The sequence below is a fragment of the Methyloglobulus sp. genome, from assembly GCF_964779595.1.
Genome location: NZ_CBAROL010000017.1, coordinates 1 through 16,126, shown reverse-complemented (window position 1 = coordinate 16,126; position 16,126 = coordinate 1). Strand labels below are relative to the sequence as shown.

Here is a 16,126-nt window from a genome sequence, read left to right as displayed (position 1 = left end):
CATGAATACTGACCATTTAACCGAAACCCGTTTCAGCAATCTTGAGTTGTCGGATGCGATCCTGAAAGGCTTAAAAGATGCCGGATTCCATCACTGCACACCCATACAGGACAAGACTCTACCGTTGGCACTACGGGGTGTAGACGTGGCGGGGCAAGCGCAGACTGGAACCGGCAAGACGGCAGCCTTTTTGTTGGCGGCTTTTCAACACCTTATCAACGATGAAGCTGATCTGGATGAAGAAGAGGAAGACGACGATTACGATGTTTATAATACTGATGATGCCGTAGAACTTGCTCTGGCAGAAAAGGTCATCGCCAAGCCCGTCAAAAACAAAGTCATCCAGTACCCCAGGGCGATCATCCTCGCGCCGACCCGGGAGTTGGCGATACAAATCCATAAGGATGCGTTGCAATTGAGCAAACGCCTAAACTTGTCATTCGCCTTGATCTACGGCGGCACGGATTACCAAAAGCAACTGACCAAAATAAAGACCAATGTCGATATTATTATCGGCACGCCGGGACGCATTATCGATTTTTACCGCCAAAATGCGTTCACGCTCGATCACGTCAAGGTCATGGTGTTGGATGAGGCTGACCGCATGTTTGACCTCGGCTTCATCAAGGACATCCGCTTTTTGCTGCGCCGTATGCCGCCGCCGGAACAACGCCTGAACATGCTGTTTTCGGCGACCTTGTCTTATAAGGTGACTGAGTTGGCTTACGAACACATGAACAATCCGGTCTTGGTGAAAATTGAGACCGAAGAAGTCACGTCCAAAGCCATCAAACAAAGTGCCTATTGCCCCGCAAACGACCAAAAACTACCGCTGCTGCTCGGTATTTTGAAACATGAGCAACCGCAACGCAGCATCATCTTCGTCAACACCAAGCGTTGTGCGGAAGAACTGGATGCCACCCTCAACGCCAATGGTTATAAAACCGCCGCCTTAAGCGGTGATGTGCCGCAGGAAAAACGCCAGAAATTGTTATTGAGTTTTCAGCAGAATGAAATATCGTTATTGATTGCCACCGACGTTGCTGCACGAGGTTTGCATATTCCCGATGTAAGCCACGTCTTCAATTACGACCTGCCGCAAGACGTGGAAGATTATGTCCACAGAATAGGTAGGACGGCGCGGTTTGGTGCAAGCGGTGAGGCCATCAGCTTTATCTGCGAGGATTATGCTTACTCCATGCCGGATATTGAGGAATTTATTGGGCAAAAAATCCCCGTCAAAGCCATAGATAAGGAATTGCTTGCGGAAGTCATTAAGCCAGAACGAAGACCCAGAGAATTCAATTCAGCCCAACGTCCCAAACGACCTCCTCATAGCCAAAACCGTAAACCTAAAGCCCCTGCATTAGCTCCCGAAAATCCTCAATAGCCGAAAAATCTACTATTTCCCTTTTTGGCAACCCTGAATCAGGTTTGCTAATAGAAACCAAATGGGCGATGCCATACTGACGTGCTGAATTCAACACCGAAAAGCTGTCGTCAATCAAAAGTGTGGTTTGTTTTTCAAAAGGATGTTGGTGTTGCAGACGATGCCAAAAATCGGCATGTTCTTTGGGTAAACCGAAATCATGTGAGCTAACCAGTCCGTCAAAAAACGGCTGCAAACCTGTTTTCTCCATTTTTAAGTCCAGGCTATCGCGGTGAGCATTAGTCACCAGCAAAACCCGCTGCGAAGACTGTTTAATCTTCTCCAAAAACTCGCTGACATGCGGCAGTATCGCTATCAATTCGGCAAGCTCGACTTTTAATCCAGCAATATCGAGTTGCAAGGTATCGCTCCAATAATCTAGGCAGTACCAATCCAACGTCCCTTCTTTGCTTTTGAAACGCGGTATCAACTGCGCTTTGGCATGTTCAACCGACAAGCCTTCTTTTTCCGCAAACTTAAGTGGCACAAATTCCTTCCAGAAATGGTTGTCGAAGCGCAAATCCAGCAAAGTGCCGTCCATATCCAGGAATACCGTATCAATTTCTTTCCAATTAACCATGAGCGCGTTACATTTAGCGAATAAACTGACAAAATAACACAATGCCTGAAAAACCCATTATCCTTAAAAAAACCACGATTGCCACCAGCCGATTGTTCCGCATGGTTCAGGATGACAACACAAATCAAACATATGTGACGGGGTTACAAACCCCGTCCCGCGTTCGTGCGCCTCCCTTCGTTCGGCAGCATCCTATAAACGCATCTTATGGCCTTTATTTTGCGTTATAGTTCTGGCAGCTTTAAGTTGTTCTTGGGCTTTAGTTACCCGATTTTTGTAAGACGGATCAATATGGGCAGTTTCGCCTAATAAGCCGGACGGGGCATGGTACCCCGTTCTTAGGGTTTTCGCGTGGTTTAGGCGATGGCAGCACAAGCCAAACGTATGTGACGGGGTTACAAACCCCGTCCCGCGTTCGCACAATGCAGCCAATGCCATACGGTTACCAAGGAATACGCCTTATTTACCGACAACAACCTGCATAACACGGGCATCGGCTATGCGGATGCGATGGCCGACAAAACAGCTAACCCGTTGCAGCGAGTACAAGTTTCTCCAGGTGTTTATGTAGATGTTGCGCCTGAAATAATAGCTTCAGTTGCCGAACCCAAAGCCAACGACCTAGGCCGTTACGAAATCACCCAAAACCCGCAAGACCGCTGGCGTTATAAAACACCATCCTTGCGAAACGTGCAACTGACCGCACCCTACATGCACAACGGCAGCATTGCCAGCTTGAGGGAAGTCGTGGAGTTCTATAATCGCGGTGGTATTGCCAATGAAAACCTCGATCCGTTAATCAAGCCCTTGCATCTTTCCGGCATCGAAACCGAAGACCTCACGACATTTTTAGAAGCATTGACTGGAGATAATGTGGAATAGTTGGTGTCTGATGCGTTTGCCACACCTGTAGGTGATATAAAATAAGTGTACCAAATCTGAACTAATGTATTTAATCTGCAATTAATACAAAAAAAAGCTATATTAATTGCTAATATTAATTAAATAACTGCGAGATTTCTGCATGTTAATCGAGTTCGCTGTCAGCAACTTCCGTTCTTTTCGTGAAAAGCAAACTTTTTCGATGGTCGCCGCACCTAGATTAAAGAAAGGTGACAATGTTTTTAAACCTGAAGTCAAGGGCGAAAAATTGCCCGACTTACTCAAAGTTGCAGCTATTTATGGTCCAAATGCGTCGGGCAAGAGCAATTTAATTAAAGCTTTTGATATTGTTAGAGAAATTATTGCTCGTCAACCCAGCGCACAACATAAGCCGCTCCCTGTTTACCCATTTCGTTTTGATCCACAGTTAATCGATCAACCCAGCCGTATTGAGCTACATTTTATCTATGCTGAACAGCGTTACCATTTTGAATTAGCTTTAACTCAAGAACGAATTGTAGAAGAGCGTCTGGTTGCATTTCCAAAAGGCAAAGAAACATTATTGTATGAACGTAGTCACTTATCTTCTGGTGATAAATATACCTTCGGACAGCAGTTAGAAGGTGGAAAAGATTTGCATGAGCTATGGAGAAAATCTACCAGTCCACAAGTATTGTTTATTGTGCAGGCCGTGGCTAATAGTAGCGAGGATTTGAAACAATTAAGAGAACCATTGGCATGGTTGCGGGCTGGTTTGATGGTTTTTTTTGGCAGAATTAGTATGCTGGCTCTTGCAGATATTAGCCAAGAACAAGCGGAAACGGATGTATCTTTTGCCAAAGAGCTTTCTTCCTTTTTGCAAGAGGTAGATGTTCCTATTACCAATATTCGATTCGATCAAATAGAACCGAACTCGTCAACTTTACTGCAATCAATAAGACCAAAATCCAATAGTACGGCAGTACTGACTCATCGAACTGAACTAGGAGAAGCAGAATTCGATATTCAAGAAGAATCCGATGGAACCAAAAATTTAATTGGGTTTTGGCTGCCTTGGAACTTACACGCCAGAACCAGGCTTGTAACTCAAAGCACTGCCCTAGTAATGGACGAATTGGATAGTAGTCTGCATCCTGAAATTGTTGCCTCTTTGGTAGCAAAACACCTTAAATCTGATTCTCCCGCCCAGCTTATTTTTACCACTCACGATACTCATTTGATGGATACCAAGCTGTTACGCCGAGATCAGTTCTGGCTCACTGAACGCGATACTAACGGTGCGACACAGTTACGCTCAATCCATGATTTTGAGGGACGTGAGAGCGAAGATCTGGAAAAGCGCTATTACGAAGGCCGTTATCGTGGACTTCCATTCATACGTAAGGCCTGACATGGCGCGTACTCCCGCTTCTTACAATCGATCAAATCCGCGATTTAAACCGCAACCGACAGTATTGGTCATTTGTGAGGATAGTAAATCGGGAAAACATTATCTAGAGGACGCTCGGTTACATTTTCGGATCAATGCCTTAGTAGAAATTACTCATTGCGGAAAAACAGACCCGTTGAATATCGTTAAGGAAGCAATTAGCCGTCAAGGAAAATTCGATAACATTTTTTGTGCAATAGATAGGGACGATCACCAAAATTTCGATGAGGCATTAAATTTAGCCAACACCTCAAAAAAAGTCGAAATCATTGCCTCTTATCCCTGCTTTGAATTCTAGTTGTTAATCCATTTCGTTGGTTACAATCGCAGACCTTATATGGCGGCGGGTAATCACTCTGCGGCGGATTTGGTTATCAAAGATTTGTGCGTACATCCTGGCTTTGAAAGCTACGATAAGGGCGAAGATAAGAATGTTTTTGGATTGCTTCTAGGGGATCAATTTACAAAAGCACGTAGTGTTGCTCCAAGAATTCTCTCCGATGCGATTACGAGCGAAGCAATGAACCCCAGCACCAAGCTACATGAGTTAATCGATTTCTTTGAAAAGCTATCAACGCCGCAAATTGTGGATAATGTTGCTTGATGAAATACCTATTACTGGGGACATCTGGTTGTCATTTGTGCGAACTGGCGGAGGAATTGATACATGAATGTCTTGTCGCCGAAGTGGATATTACCGTTGAGCTTATCGACATAGCGGAGCAAATCCAATGGCAAGCGGACTATGCCACGCTTATTCCGGTCTTGTTACACACACCAACCAACAAATCCCTTAACTGGCCGTTTACCAAAGACGACGTAGAAACCTTTATTAATCAAAATTATGACTGAACAATACCGAACCGAAAAAGACAGCATGGGCGAGTTGCAAGTCCCATCCGATGCCTTATATGCCGCACAAACCCAACGCGCTATTGATAATTTCCCAGTTAGCGGTTTGGCAATGCCGCCTGCTTTCATCAAGACCGTGGCGTTAATCAAACAAACGGCGGCTAAAGTAAACGTAGAGTTGGGCGAAATGGATAAGGCTGTTGCAGATGCTATCATCAACGCGGCGCAAAGCATTCGGGACGGGCAGCATCAAGACCAGTTTCCGATTGATGTGTTCCAGACTGGCTCCGGCACCAGCACCAATATGAACGTCAATGAGGTGATTGCAACATTGGCATCCCGAATATCCGGAACAGCCGTCAGCGCTAACGATCACGTCAATATGGGGCAAAGCAGTAATGATGTCATCCCCACCGCCATCCATGTCAGCGCCGCTTTGGAGTGCAACAATGTCTTATTGCCAGCCTTAACACATCTTGCCGGAACGATAGAAACAAAAGCGAGTTCGCTAGATCAAGTCACCAAAACCGGACGCACTCACCTGATGGATGCTATGCCCATACGCTTTAGCCAGGAACTGGGCGCTTGGGTTTTGCAAATCCGAAATGGTATCGACCGAATTCAATCAACCCTGCCTAGGGTTTATAAACTCGCCCAAGGAGGCACGGCGGTTGGCACAGGCATAAATGCCCATCCCCAATTTGCCGAGCAGTTTGCCAAATTATTGTCAGAAGAAACCAAACTGCCTTTTCAACCTAACGCTTCCTTATTTGAAAGCCTAAGTTGCCAAGATGCAATTGTTGAATTATCGTCGCAATTGAAAGTGATTGCAGTCAGTTTGACAAAAATTGCCAACGACTTGCGTTGGATGAACAGTGGCCCGTTGGCGGGACTAGGCGAAATCGAACTGCCCGCCTTGCAGCCCGGCAGCAGCATCATGCCCGGCAAAGTCAATCCGGTTATCCCCGAAGCCGTGGCGATGGTCGCCGCACAAGTCATCGGCAACGACACCACCATCACCATTGCTGGGCAATCGGGCAGTTTTCAGTTGAACGTGATGTTACCTGTCATTGCCTATAACATCCTGCAAAGCATTGAACTTATCGCCAACGTCAGTAAACTGCTTGCCGACAAAGCCATTGCTGGCTTCACCATCAGGGAAGATAATCTACAGATTGCGCTCGCAAAAAACCCTATTCTAGTGACGGCACTAAACCCCATCATTGGTTACGCAAAAGCCGCAGAAATCGCCAAGGCCGCCTACAAACAAGGCCGACCGATTATTGATGTCGCTGCCGAGATGACTGAAATTGACAGAGCTGAACTGGAAAAATTGTTAGAGCCTGGGCATTTGACGCAAGGTGGCATTGGGCATTGAAATAATGTGGACTTATCAAGCTACAAAGTAGCTTGTGGGTGAAGCACCAGCACCAACACCAACGCCAACACTAACACGCTATCAACCCAATCTCCCAAACTTAATTGTGGCTACTTGTTCGCTTGAGAATATGATGTAGTTGATTAAGATAGCTCAGGATTAAATTGATTTATTTACATTTTTGTAATTCAGTCTATGCTTTTCTATAAAATTAATAATCGTTCCCAAAGCAATATTTCTTCCTAATCTTGGGGCTATTTTCGTTAATATGATGAGTAACACCTATGGCAACACTTTATGACCTACTCCCAGATGCCAATTCTATTCTTGCGCTTGAGCCGGAGGAATTGGCTGGTTTAGCACTTGAACTTATCAACACGTCTGAACCCAATAATCAGTCGCGTCTTCATCCAACCAGTTTTTCCGATTCTGGGACTATCGGGCCTTATGCACAGGCCGACAGGGAGCAAATTCGCTTTGCGATGGCTGAGGGTTGGAACTGGCTAGTCAGTGAGGGCTTGCTGGCTCCTACGCCAGGAGGGAATACAAATGGCTGGCATTTCGTCACTCGGCGTGGCAAAAAGATCAAGAATCGTGAAGATCTGGCGGCTTACATCAACTCAGTCATTCTGCCACGGTCTATATTGCATCCGGTAATAGCCAAGGAATGCTGGTTAACTTTTATGCAGGGAGATTACGATACGGCGGTCTTTCAAGCGTTCAAGGAGCTTGAAGTTGCCATTCGAGATGCCGGAGGGTTCAACATTCAGGAATATGGCGTTGAACTTGTTCGTAAAGCGTTTCATGAGACAACCGGCTCACTGACAGATCAATCAAAACCTGCCACAGAACGTGCTGCTCTTTCACACTTGATGGCGGGAGCTTTGGGTTCTTACAAGAATCCACATAGCCACAGAAAGGTTCAATTGGGCGCAGAAGAAGCCTGCGAGATGATTGTCCTTGCCAGCCACTTACTTAAGATTGTTGACGCACGCCGCAAGGACGAGCCAGAGACTGCAATTGTTTAGCGTTAGGCGAAATAACTTTGTAAACGGTTAATGCATTATTCCAACGACAGAATAAAATCCCACTGTTCTTTATTGACGGGCATGATGGACAAACGGTTGCCACGTCTTACCAGTGCTAAATCGGCAAGCTCTTGTTTTTGCTTAAGTTCATGCAAGGAAATGGTGCGAGATAAAGTCCTCACGTATTTAACATCCACCATCATCCAAGTAGGTTTAACAGGATCACTTTTGGGATCAAAGTGAACATCGTCTGGATCAAACGCCAGAAAATCAGGATAACCTTCTTTAACGACTTCCATAATCCCAACTATACCTGGCGTTTCACAGTTGGAATGGTAAAAAAACACCTGGTCGCCCAGCTTCATCTCATCCCGCATCATATTCCGCGCCTGATAATTACGTACACCATCCCAATGCTCAGTTTGGTTCGGTCTGCTTTTAAGGTCATCAATGCCGAATGCGTCCGGCTCAGATTTCATTAACCAATAATTCATGGGAATCTGCCTACTTTATGTACTTCTTATAACTGTTAGCGGTATGTGCGGTATCGAAACTTACCTTGATGCAGCCAGCTTCTTAACTGCACTGAGCTACCAGTTTATCATCCCTAATCGGTAAAATTGTTCTACAAGCTGGTTTTTTGCGGATCGCGTACCCCATAATCTTGCCCCTCTCGAGTAGACGCTTGGCTAGATAAGGCTAATAACAGCTATATTGTGTGGAATTCGCCTTACGCTAGCATTTTTTAATCCGACTTACGGGTTGAAACTGTTTTGTTATGAGTGCGTAATTTCGTAATGATTTCTTCCAATTCAAGCAAGGATTCTTCCGGCAATTGGTCAATTTGCCGGATTAGGTTTAATTTATGTTCTGCAATATTCATAGTTACCTCTTGCACGATTGAATTAGCCAAATGTTGGATTTCGCTTTGCTTGCCCATTAATCAACTTACTCTTCCCAAGCCCTACCATCCCTAGCCAACAAAGCAACCGATGCTATCGGTCCCCACGTTCCGGCGGGGTAGGCTTTGGGGGATTCGTTGTAGTGCTTCCAGGCATCTTGGATGGAATCGATCCACGTCCAGGCTTGCTCGATTTCTTCGCGGCTTAAAAATAGCGTCGGGTTACCGCGCATGGCTTCCAGCACTAGTTTTTCGTAGCCGCCGAAAATGCGGTTCTTTTTGAAGGTATCGGAAAAGCTCAAATCCAGGCGGGTTTTTTGCAGTTTTATATGCTCGTCAATGCCGGGAATCTTGTTCAGCATCTCAATTTCCACGCCTTCATTGGGTTGCAGGTGGATAATAAGCTTATTGGGCGGCAATTCTCTAAAGCTGTCCTTGAAAATATTGTGCGGCAACTGCTTAAAATACACGACAATCTCCGTGCGCTTGCCCATCAGCCCCTTGCCGGTACGCAGATAAAACGGTACACCTGCCCAACGCCAATTGTCGATGTCCACGCGGATAGCGACGAAGGTTTCGGTTTTGCTTTTGGTATTTGCACCGTCTTCCTCGAGATAGCCGGGGACGGACACGCCTTTGATGTAGCCGCTGGTATATTGCCCACGTACCGTTTTTTCGTCCACATTATTGCTGGTAATTGGACGTAAGGCTTTGAGAGCTTTGATCTTTTCATTGCGGATGCTATGAGCTTCGAGATCGGCTGGTGGTTCCATTGCAATAAAGGTCAAAATTTGCAACAGGTGATTCTGCACCATATCGCGTAATTGCCCAGTCTTGTCGAAATAATCCCAACGCCCTTCAATGCCGACTTCTTCGGCCACCGTGATTTGGATGTGGTCGATGGTGTTGTGATTCCAATTTGTCGTAAAAATCGAATTGGCAAAACGCAAGGCCAGCAAATTCAACACGGTTTCTTTACCCAGGTAATGGTCGATGCGGAAGACTTGATCTTCGCTGAATACGCTGGCGACGACATCATTGATTTCGATGGAAGATTCCAGGTCGTGACCGATGGGCTTTTCCATTACCATGCGCGATTCTTTGGTTAACACGCCGCTTATGGCGAGCCCCTGGCAGATATTTTTGAACAAAAATGGCGAAACCGCGAAGTAATTCACCAGCACACGGGTTTTACTGTCCGTAACCGTATTCAGGATTTGATATTCATCCAGCTGAGTCAAATCAATTTTTACGTAAGATAACCGTGCCGAAAACCGCGCCCACACCGCATCTTCAATAACGTCATTTGAAAATTCTTGCAGGCTTTTGCGGGTGATTTCGATAAAATCCGCATTAACTCCGACATGTCGGTCAATCCCGATAATGCGGGTATCAGGCTCAATTAGGTTTGCCTTTTCAAGGCGATATAAGGAAATAAGTAGTTTGCGGCGAGATAGGTCGCCTAATGCGCCGAATATGACTAAATCGCAAGGTTGGTAAGTTTTCTTGTCCTTCATTTGGATACAGGTCGAATAATCAAGGGTTAATATTGATACAAATGGTATTGTTACGTTGAATTGACTCCTGTAGCCATTATCTCAAAGTTTGGTGCATGTAGCACTGATTGTAGTGCGTTATAGATTCGGCCTTGTGAAGGTTTAACTACCGTTCGCTGTGAGTCTGTCGAAAGGCTTGTGTGCTTCGATAAGCTCAGCACGAAGGCTTCAAACATCATAAAGGTCGAACCAATAAAGTGGATGGCAAATCTGCTTAGTCGAATGAATACATAAGTAGGAGAAGATAAGGTCGTTATCTTTTCGAGGTATTATAGGGATGACAGTTCATGGCGTGACTATAGGGTTTTCTAGTTGAAACAAGTTGACAGGGTGCTATTGCGTTGATTACAGTATTGATACGAAACTAAATAGACCGAAAACACTGGCTTTAAATCAACACAGATAAGCGTTAATTTAATGGGGCGCGGAAGTTTTTTGTCCAACAACCAAATATAAATGGGTAAGGTGTAAAAATGAATTTTAATAAAGTATGCGTGAATTATTTACTGGCTTTTTTTCTCCTGGGCAATGCTCAAGCTGCGGGTAATCCGGTAGGTGAAGATTTCACAATACTGCTATCACTTTGCGATGATATGCTTGAATTAGCAAAAAACCGCAATAATCAAGGTTTTGTTGATGTAGTAGATACGGCGTTAAAACTTTCAGAAGCGCAAAGAAGGGATAATTCAATGGCAATAGACCGTCTTAGACCTAAGTTGAGAGCCGCTAAAAAAGCCATCAAGGGAGGTGATTTTGACGCAGGTATCGAGTTTGTGGAAGAAGCGAAAGTATTGATGAAACCTGCTGCGTCAGATTGGGACGGCGGTTCTTGATGGGCTTGATATTGGTTGCCTGTTACTGAATAATCGTTAGCCCACTCATAAACAAGGACGTTTGATTGCAGCTTATTGGATTTTTTAGCTACCGATGCAGAATAAGCTCGACAACCAGCTTGGTGCCAAAATAAGCCAATAGTAAAAATATAAATCCCCATAACGTCCATTTGATGGCCGTTCTTCCCCGCCAGCCATAACGGCTTCGACCAACCAGCAAGCCTGAAAATATAAACCAGGCCAGAATAGAAAAAAAAGTTTTATGGGCAAATTGTTTCGCAAACATTTCTTGCTCAGAAGCAAAGCCGCTGACCAGCGTGATGCTTAAAAAGAATATACCTGCACCAATCATCTGAAAGAGTAGCGATTCCATGCTTTGCAAAGAGGGCATGGATTGTATATAACGCTTGGGTGGGTGGCTTTTAAGTTGTTGGTTTTGAATGGCAAGCAGAATGGCTTGCAAAGCGGCAATATTCAGCAGGCTGAAGGCAATAATGGCAGCCAAGATGTGGGTGTTCATTTGCCAGTTATGAATGTCGAGAGAGCGTTGTTTTTCTGGAAAACACAAGTCTAGGGCTAACATCAATGCAGTCAGAGGGAACAGAAATATCCCCAGGTTTTCGACCGGTTTGCTGAGTGTTGCCAACAACAAAAGCAGGGCAACGATCATTGAAACCAGTGAAGCCATACTAAAAAAACTAAAGTCAAAGTCCGCGTTTTGGTGGACGAGTAAGGCTGTGTACGCACCATGCAAAGCGATTGCCCCCCACGCACAGGCAAGTGCAGCTCGTCTTGATTTGCTTTGAGCCAGTGGCTTTAATATCATCACGGCACTGCTTAGATAAGCGCAGATTGCGATAACGGCAAGTGAGGTGGCATTCATGGTGTGTTTCTGTTTTTTAAAATCGTTACTTGTTCGGGTCAACCGTCGGATGCAATAGTGACGACGGCTATGTTAATATACCGCATTTAGCGTCCTAACGCATTTGCGGCAGGAATGATTCCCCCAAAAAACTAAAGATCAGGACATGTTTGATAATTTAACCGACCGATTAACCAGTACCCTTAAAAAGATCAAAGGCCAAGGCCGTCTAACCGAAGAAAACATCAAGGATACTTTACGCGAAGTACGCATGGCCTTGTTGGAGGCCGACGTTGCCCTTCCTGTGGTCACAGATTTTATTGAGCAGGTCAAGGCTGGCGCATTAGGTCAAGAAGTACAGACTAGTTTGTCGCCAGGGCAAGCGATGGTGAAGCTGGTTCAAGCTGAACTGGTCAAGGTGATGGGCAGCGCTAATGAGAAGCTCAATCTCAATGCCGTCCCGCCTGCTGTTATCTTGCTAGCGGGTTTGCAAGGTGCGGGTAAAACTACCACGGTTGCCAAATTAGGTCGCTGGCTAAAGGAAACCCAAAAGAAAAAAGTCGGTGTGGTGAGTGTGGACGTTTATCGTCCTGCGGCTATTAAACAGCTAGAAACACTGGCAAATGGGCTTTCCCTGGAATTTTTTGACAGCGACATTTCTCAAAATCCGGTCGAAATTGCCTTGCAAGCGATAGACTCAGCCAAGCGGAAATTTCTCGATGTTATCATCGTCGATACCGCAGGTCGTTTGCATGTCGATGCTGACATGATGGATGAAATCAAGGCGTTACATGCCGCCATCAAACCGATTGAAACCCTGTTTGTGGTCGATAGCATGACCGGGCAGGATGCGGCGATAACTGCCAAAGCCTTCAACGATGCCTTGCCATTGACGGGCGTTATTCTCACCAAGGCCGATGGTGATGCGCGTGGCGGGGCGGCACTGTCGATTCGCCATATTACCGGCAAGCCCATCAAGTTTATTGGTATGGGCGAAAAAACCGATGCCTTGGAGCCGTTCCATCCAGATCGCTTGGCTTCCCGCATATTAGGCATGGGCGATATGCTCAGTCTGATTGAGGGGATGGAGCAAAAAATTGATAAAGAAAAGGCTGAGAAATTTGCCAAAAAAATCCAAAAAGGCAAAGCGTTTGATTTTACTGATTTCCTTGAGCAATTGCAGCAAATGCAAAGCATGGGTGGCGTGGCTGCTATGCTGGATAAGCTGCCCGGAAGTAACAGTGTCCCCAAAGCCATGAAAGAGCAAGTCAATGACAAAATGTTGGCGCGGCAAGTTGCGGTAATCCAGTCCATGACCAAACAGGAGCGACGCTTTCCAGAATTGATAAAAGGCAGTAGAAAACAACGTATTGCAGACGGTTGTGGGCAGGAGCTTCATAATGTAAACCTACTACTTAAGCAATTTATAATGATGCAGAAAATGATGAAAAAGATGAAAGGCGGCAATATTGCCAATATGGTGCGCGGCATTAAAAACAATGTCCGTGGTATGCGGCGATAACTCCTTTCAACTAGAAAACTGAATTTTTTGTGCAGCAAAAATAATTTATTCTTCACTTATTAATAATTTCGCGTAGAATAGGTGGATTGATTTTGGCTGAATATTTTTGAGGAACTTATAAAAAATGGTAACTATTCGTCTTTCCAGAGGTGGTGCGAAGAATCGCCCTTTTTACCATGTTGTTGTAACCGACAGCAGAAGTGGTCGTGATGGTCGTTATATTGAGCGAATTGGGTTTTTCAATCCGGTAGCTCGTGGTAACGAAACCAAATTATCTTTGGACAGTGAACGCGTTGTTTATTGGAAATCCAAAGGCGCACAGCCGTCTGATCGCGTTGCAAAATTGATAAAAGATGCTCAAAAAGCAGTTGCTTAAGCTAGTTTTTTGAAAACAGGTTGTCCAATCAAGATCTTATTAATGTTGGAAAAATTTCCGGCGTTTTTGGCGTAAAAGGCTGGGTAAAAGTATTTTCTTACACAGAACCCAGAGAAAATATCCTTAGCTATAAGCATTGGCTACTTAAAAAAGGTAGTCAGGATAATTCGGTTAAAGTAATAAGTGGTCAGCTTCAGGGTAAAAATGTAGTCGCCCAGATTGAAGGCGTAACCGACAGAGATCAAGCCCTCTTTCTCATGGGTTGGGAGGTGTACATCACCCATGAACAGTTACCCGCCCTGGCAAAAGGGGAATATTACTGGACAGATTTGATAGGTCTGGATGTTGAAAACCTGGAAGGGGTTCAACTCGGCAAAGTAGAAAGCTTATTTGAAACAGGTGCCAACGACATTCTTCTAGTCAAGGGAGAGCGGGAGCGAGCATTACCCTTTATTAAAGGGCAGACGGTAATATCCATTGATGTTGTCGAACGTAAGATTATCGTCGATTGGGATGCTGATTTTTAGCAATCGCCATGCGCTTTGATGTACTGACCCTGTTCCCAGAAATGGTTGTTTCTGCCGCAAGTTATGGAATAACAGGCAGGGCGCAAGAACGAGGAATTGTTGAACTTTCGGCGTGGAATCCCAGGGATTATACGCACGACAAGCATCGAACAGTGGACGACCGCCCCTACGGCGGCGGCCCTGGGATGGTGATGAAATACCAGCCTTTGCACGATGCGCTAAACGATGCAAGGCTGGCGGGTTCAGATTCAGCCAAAGTGGTGTATTTAAGCCCACAAGGCAAGCCGATAACCCAGGCATTGCTGACTGAAGCCAGTGGATTACAGCAGCTAATACTGGTTGCAGGTCGTTACGAAGGCGTAGATGAACGCTTTGTCGAATTAGATTGCGATGAAGAGTGGTCAATCGGCGATTATGTCATCAGCGGCGGCGAGTTGGCTGCGCTGGTGGTTATTGATGCGATTACACGGTTATTGCCGGGTGCGTTAGGTGATGAAGATTCTGCCCAGCAAGATTCGCATGTAGATGGTTTGCTGGATTACCCGCACTTTACCCGTCCCGAACAGGTTGAGGGTGTTGCGGTACCGGACGTGTTATTAAGCGGCAATCATGCAGATATTGATCGATGGCGTACAAAACAAGCAGTAGGCAGAACGTGGCAGAAACGTCCCGATTTGCTAGAAAAAAAAGTATTAACGGCAGAGCAGGAAAAGCTGCTGAAAGAATTTGTAAATCAAGTTGAATTGAATTAAACACAGGTGTGGTAATGAGTAACATAATTGAGCAACTAGAAAAAGAGCAGCTAAGACAGATTCCTGATTTTGGCCCAGGTGATACCGTGGTTGTACAAGTCAGGGTAAAAGAAGGTGAGCGCGAACGTATACAGGCATTTGAAGGTATCGTCATCGCAAAGCGTAACCGTGGTCTGAACTCGGCATTCACGGTACGCAAAATTTCCCACGGCACTGGTGTAGAGCGGGTATTTCAAACCCACAGCCCGATTATCAGTGAAATCCAAGTCAAACGTCGTGGTGATGTCCGCCGTGCTAAATTGTATTACTTGCGTGATCTTACCGGTAGAGCAGCACGTATCAAAGAAAAATTGTAAACTCATTTTTTTACGATGATTCCTTAAAAAAGGCAACGTTAAGTTGCCTTTTTTATGCGTGAAAGAAACGTATCAGAGCAGCTAGGGCAGCCGTTTTTTGCTATAGATGCGTTTATTTGAACACGGTTCTAGTGAATGGTATGATTCTACCGTTGCCGATAATTTTCGGCACCCATGACACTAACAAACCAGAGGAATAGTTATGAAACAGTATGTGGCAGAGTTTTTCGGGACGTTTTGGTTGGTCTTAGGCGGGTGCGGCAGTGCGGTGCTTGCGGCTGCGTTTCCTGATGTGGGCATCGGCTTGATGGGTGTTTCATTTGCTTTCGGGCTAACTGTATTGACGATGGCATACGCTATCGGTCATATTTCCGGTTGTCATTTGAATCCGGCGGTATCCATCGGGTTATGGGCAGGTGGCCGTTTTCCCGCCAATAAGTTGTTGTTTTACATCGTTGCACAAGTCGTAGGCGCAATAGTCGCGGGTGGAGTCCTGTATCTTATCGCCAGTGGCAAAGCAGGGTTTGACGTTATCGCAGGGTTTGCTTCCAATGGTTACGGCGAGCATTCGCCAGGCGGCTATTCCCTGAACTCAGCGTTGATAACAGAAGTCGTCATGACCATGATGTTCCTCATCATTATCTTAGGAGCGACTGATACCCGCGCACCCCAAGGTTTTGCACCGATTGCAATTGGCTTAGGACTTACCTTGATCGGCGAATTCAACTCTGAAGTGCAATTCTAGTATTCATGCGGCTTGTCGTTTGTCGACGCCAAAAAATACCGCATGGGGTGTTTTGTAGTTTAGCGTTTTTCGTGGTCTGTGATTAAGTTTTTGCATGACAGCCTCTACTTGACTCTCA

At 45.4% G+C, this 16,126-nt stretch carries 20 protein-coding genes and 1 pseudogene; 15 read left to right on the top strand and 6 right to left on the bottom strand.

Features of this window, described 5'->3' with window-relative positions:
- Position 1 precedes the first annotated feature (1 nt).
- Entirely contained in the window at positions 2–1,390 is a 1,389-nt protein-coding gene (locus AC1YY3_RS07860) for a DEAD/DEAH box helicase (RefSeq protein WP_481823868.1), read from the top strand.
- Here AC1YY3_RS07860 and yrfG read toward each other — a convergent pair.
- Positions 1,353–2,009 carry a GMP/IMP nucleotidase gene (gene yrfG, locus AC1YY3_RS07855; protein ID WP_481823867.1) on the bottom strand — a complete coding sequence of 219 codons (657 nt, stop codon included), beginning with the start codon at positions 2,007–2,009 and terminating at the stop codon, positions 1,353–1,355. The two genes, AC1YY3_RS07860 and yrfG, sit on opposite strands and share 38 nt — an antisense overlap.
- Before the next feature lie 192 nt (positions 2,010–2,201).
- A complete protein-coding gene (locus AC1YY3_RS07850) occupies positions 2,202–2,447 on the bottom strand; it encodes a hypothetical protein (protein ID WP_481823866.1) in 246 nt (81 codons plus the stop codon).
- A 72-nt stretch (positions 2,448–2,519) separates the two neighbouring features.
- Here AC1YY3_RS07850 and AC1YY3_RS07845 point away from each other — a divergent pair, with 72 nt between their 5' ends.
- From AC1YY3_RS07845 to AC1YY3_RS07815, 7 genes are all read left to right on the top strand, one after another.
- Positions 2,520–2,891, top strand: a complete 372-nt coding sequence (locus tag AC1YY3_RS07845) for a cytochrome-c peroxidase (RefSeq protein WP_481823865.1) — start codon at positions 2,520–2,522, stop codon at positions 2,889–2,891.
- Positions 2,892–3,033: 142 nt separating this feature from the next.
- The gene (locus AC1YY3_RS07840) at positions 3,034–4,281 is read left to right on the top strand and encodes an AAA family ATPase (RefSeq protein WP_481823864.1); all 1,248 of its coding nucleotides are present in this window, start codon (positions 3,034–3,036) and stop codon (positions 4,279–4,281) included.
- Positions 4,193–4,618, top strand: coding sequence for an RloB family protein (locus AC1YY3_RS07835; RefSeq protein ID WP_481823863.1), 426 nt, complete (start codon positions 4,193–4,195; stop codon positions 4,616–4,618). The genes AC1YY3_RS07840 and AC1YY3_RS07835 overlap by 89 nt, the downstream gene beginning before the upstream one ends.
- A 39-nt stretch (positions 4,619–4,657) precedes the next feature.
- Positions 4,658–4,924 carry a hypothetical protein gene (locus AC1YY3_RS07830; RefSeq protein WP_482194401.1) on the top strand — a complete coding sequence of 89 codons (267 nt, stop codon included), beginning with the start codon at positions 4,658–4,660 and terminating at the stop codon, positions 4,922–4,924.
- Complete coding sequence (locus AC1YY3_RS07825; RefSeq protein WP_481823861.1) at positions 4,924–5,172, top strand: glutaredoxin family protein; 249 nt, start codon at positions 4,924–4,926, stop codon at positions 5,170–5,172. The genes AC1YY3_RS07830 and AC1YY3_RS07825 overlap by 1 nt, the downstream gene beginning before the upstream one ends.
- A complete protein-coding gene (locus AC1YY3_RS07820) occupies positions 5,165–6,550 on the top strand; it encodes a class II fumarate hydratase (RefSeq protein ID WP_481823860.1) in 1,386 nt (461 codons plus the stop codon). Before AC1YY3_RS07825 ends, AC1YY3_RS07820 begins: the two co-directional genes overlap by 8 nt.
- Positions 6,551–6,834: 284 nt before the next feature.
- Positions 6,835–7,578, top strand: coding sequence for a TIGR02391 family protein (locus tag AC1YY3_RS07815; RefSeq protein WP_481823859.1), 744 nt, complete (start codon positions 6,835–6,837; stop codon positions 7,576–7,578).
- A gap of 35 nt (positions 7,579–7,613) precedes the next feature.
- Here the strand turns inward: AC1YY3_RS07815 and AC1YY3_RS07810 are convergent, their stop codons facing one another.
- From AC1YY3_RS07810 to zwf, 3 genes are all read right to left on the bottom strand, one after another.
- Positions 7,614–8,072 (bottom strand): EVE domain-containing protein, encoded by a 459-nt coding sequence (locus AC1YY3_RS07810; RefSeq protein ID WP_481823858.1) that lies wholly within the window; start codon positions 8,070–8,072, stop codon positions 7,614–7,616.
- 251 nt (positions 8,073–8,323) lie between these two features.
- Entirely contained in the window at positions 8,324–8,461 is a 138-nt protein-coding gene (locus tag AC1YY3_RS07805) for a hypothetical protein (protein ID WP_481823857.1), read from the bottom strand.
- A 65-nt stretch (positions 8,462–8,526) separates the two neighbouring features.
- A complete protein-coding gene (gene zwf / locus AC1YY3_RS07800; protein WP_481823856.1) occupies positions 8,527–9,996 on the bottom strand; it encodes a glucose-6-phosphate dehydrogenase in 1,470 nt (489 codons plus the stop codon).
- A 512-nt stretch (positions 9,997–10,508) separates the two neighbouring features.
- Here zwf and AC1YY3_RS07795 point away from each other — a divergent pair.
- A complete protein-coding gene (locus AC1YY3_RS07795; protein WP_481823855.1) occupies positions 10,509–10,868 on the top strand; it encodes a hypothetical protein in 360 nt (119 codons plus the stop codon).
- Positions 10,869–10,956: 88 nt separating this feature from the next.
- On the opposite strand, the gene AC1YY3_RS07790 is transcribed toward AC1YY3_RS07795, so the two are convergent.
- Positions 10,957–11,751 carry a cytochrome C assembly family protein gene (locus AC1YY3_RS07790; RefSeq protein WP_481823854.1) on the bottom strand — a complete coding sequence of 265 codons (795 nt, stop codon included), beginning with the start codon at positions 11,749–11,751 and terminating at the stop codon, positions 10,957–10,959.
- 145 nt (positions 11,752–11,896) lie between these two features.
- Here AC1YY3_RS07790 and ffh point away from each other — a divergent pair, with 145 nt between their 5' ends.
- The 6 genes and pseudogenes from ffh to aqpZ all read left to right on the top strand — a co-directional run.
- Positions 11,897–13,252: a signal recognition particle protein gene (gene ffh / locus AC1YY3_RS07785; protein ID WP_481823853.1), complete on the top strand. Its 1,356-nt coding sequence runs from the start codon at positions 11,897–11,899 to the stop codon at positions 13,250–13,252.
- 124 nt (positions 13,253–13,376) lie between these two features.
- Positions 13,377–13,628: a 30S ribosomal protein S16 gene (gene rpsP / locus AC1YY3_RS07780; protein ID WP_481823852.1), complete on the top strand. Its 252-nt coding sequence runs from the start codon at positions 13,377–13,379 to the stop codon at positions 13,626–13,628.
- 20 nt (positions 13,629–13,648) lie between these two features.
- Positions 13,649–14,155: a ribosome maturation factor RimM gene (rimM, locus tag AC1YY3_RS07775; RefSeq protein ID WP_481823851.1), complete on the top strand. Its 507-nt coding sequence runs from the start codon at positions 13,649–13,651 to the stop codon at positions 14,153–14,155.
- Positions 14,156–14,163: 8 nt separating this feature from the next.
- Positions 14,164–14,907 carry a tRNA (guanosine(37)-N1)-methyltransferase TrmD gene (trmD, locus tag AC1YY3_RS07770; RefSeq protein ID WP_481823850.1) on the top strand — a complete coding sequence of 248 codons (744 nt, stop codon included), beginning with the start codon at positions 14,164–14,166 and terminating at the stop codon, positions 14,905–14,907.
- Between the two features lie 14 nt (positions 14,908–14,921).
- The gene (gene rplS / locus AC1YY3_RS07765; protein WP_481823849.1) at positions 14,922–15,263 is read left to right on the top strand and encodes a 50S ribosomal protein L19; all 342 of its coding nucleotides are present in this window, start codon (positions 14,922–14,924) and stop codon (positions 15,261–15,263) included.
- 202 nt (positions 15,264–15,465) lie between these two features.
- A pseudogene (aqpZ, locus tag AC1YY3_RS07760) lies at positions 15,466–15,978 on the top strand (aquaporin Z); the annotation flags it as partial.
- Positions 15,979–16,126: the final 148 nt, after the last annotated feature.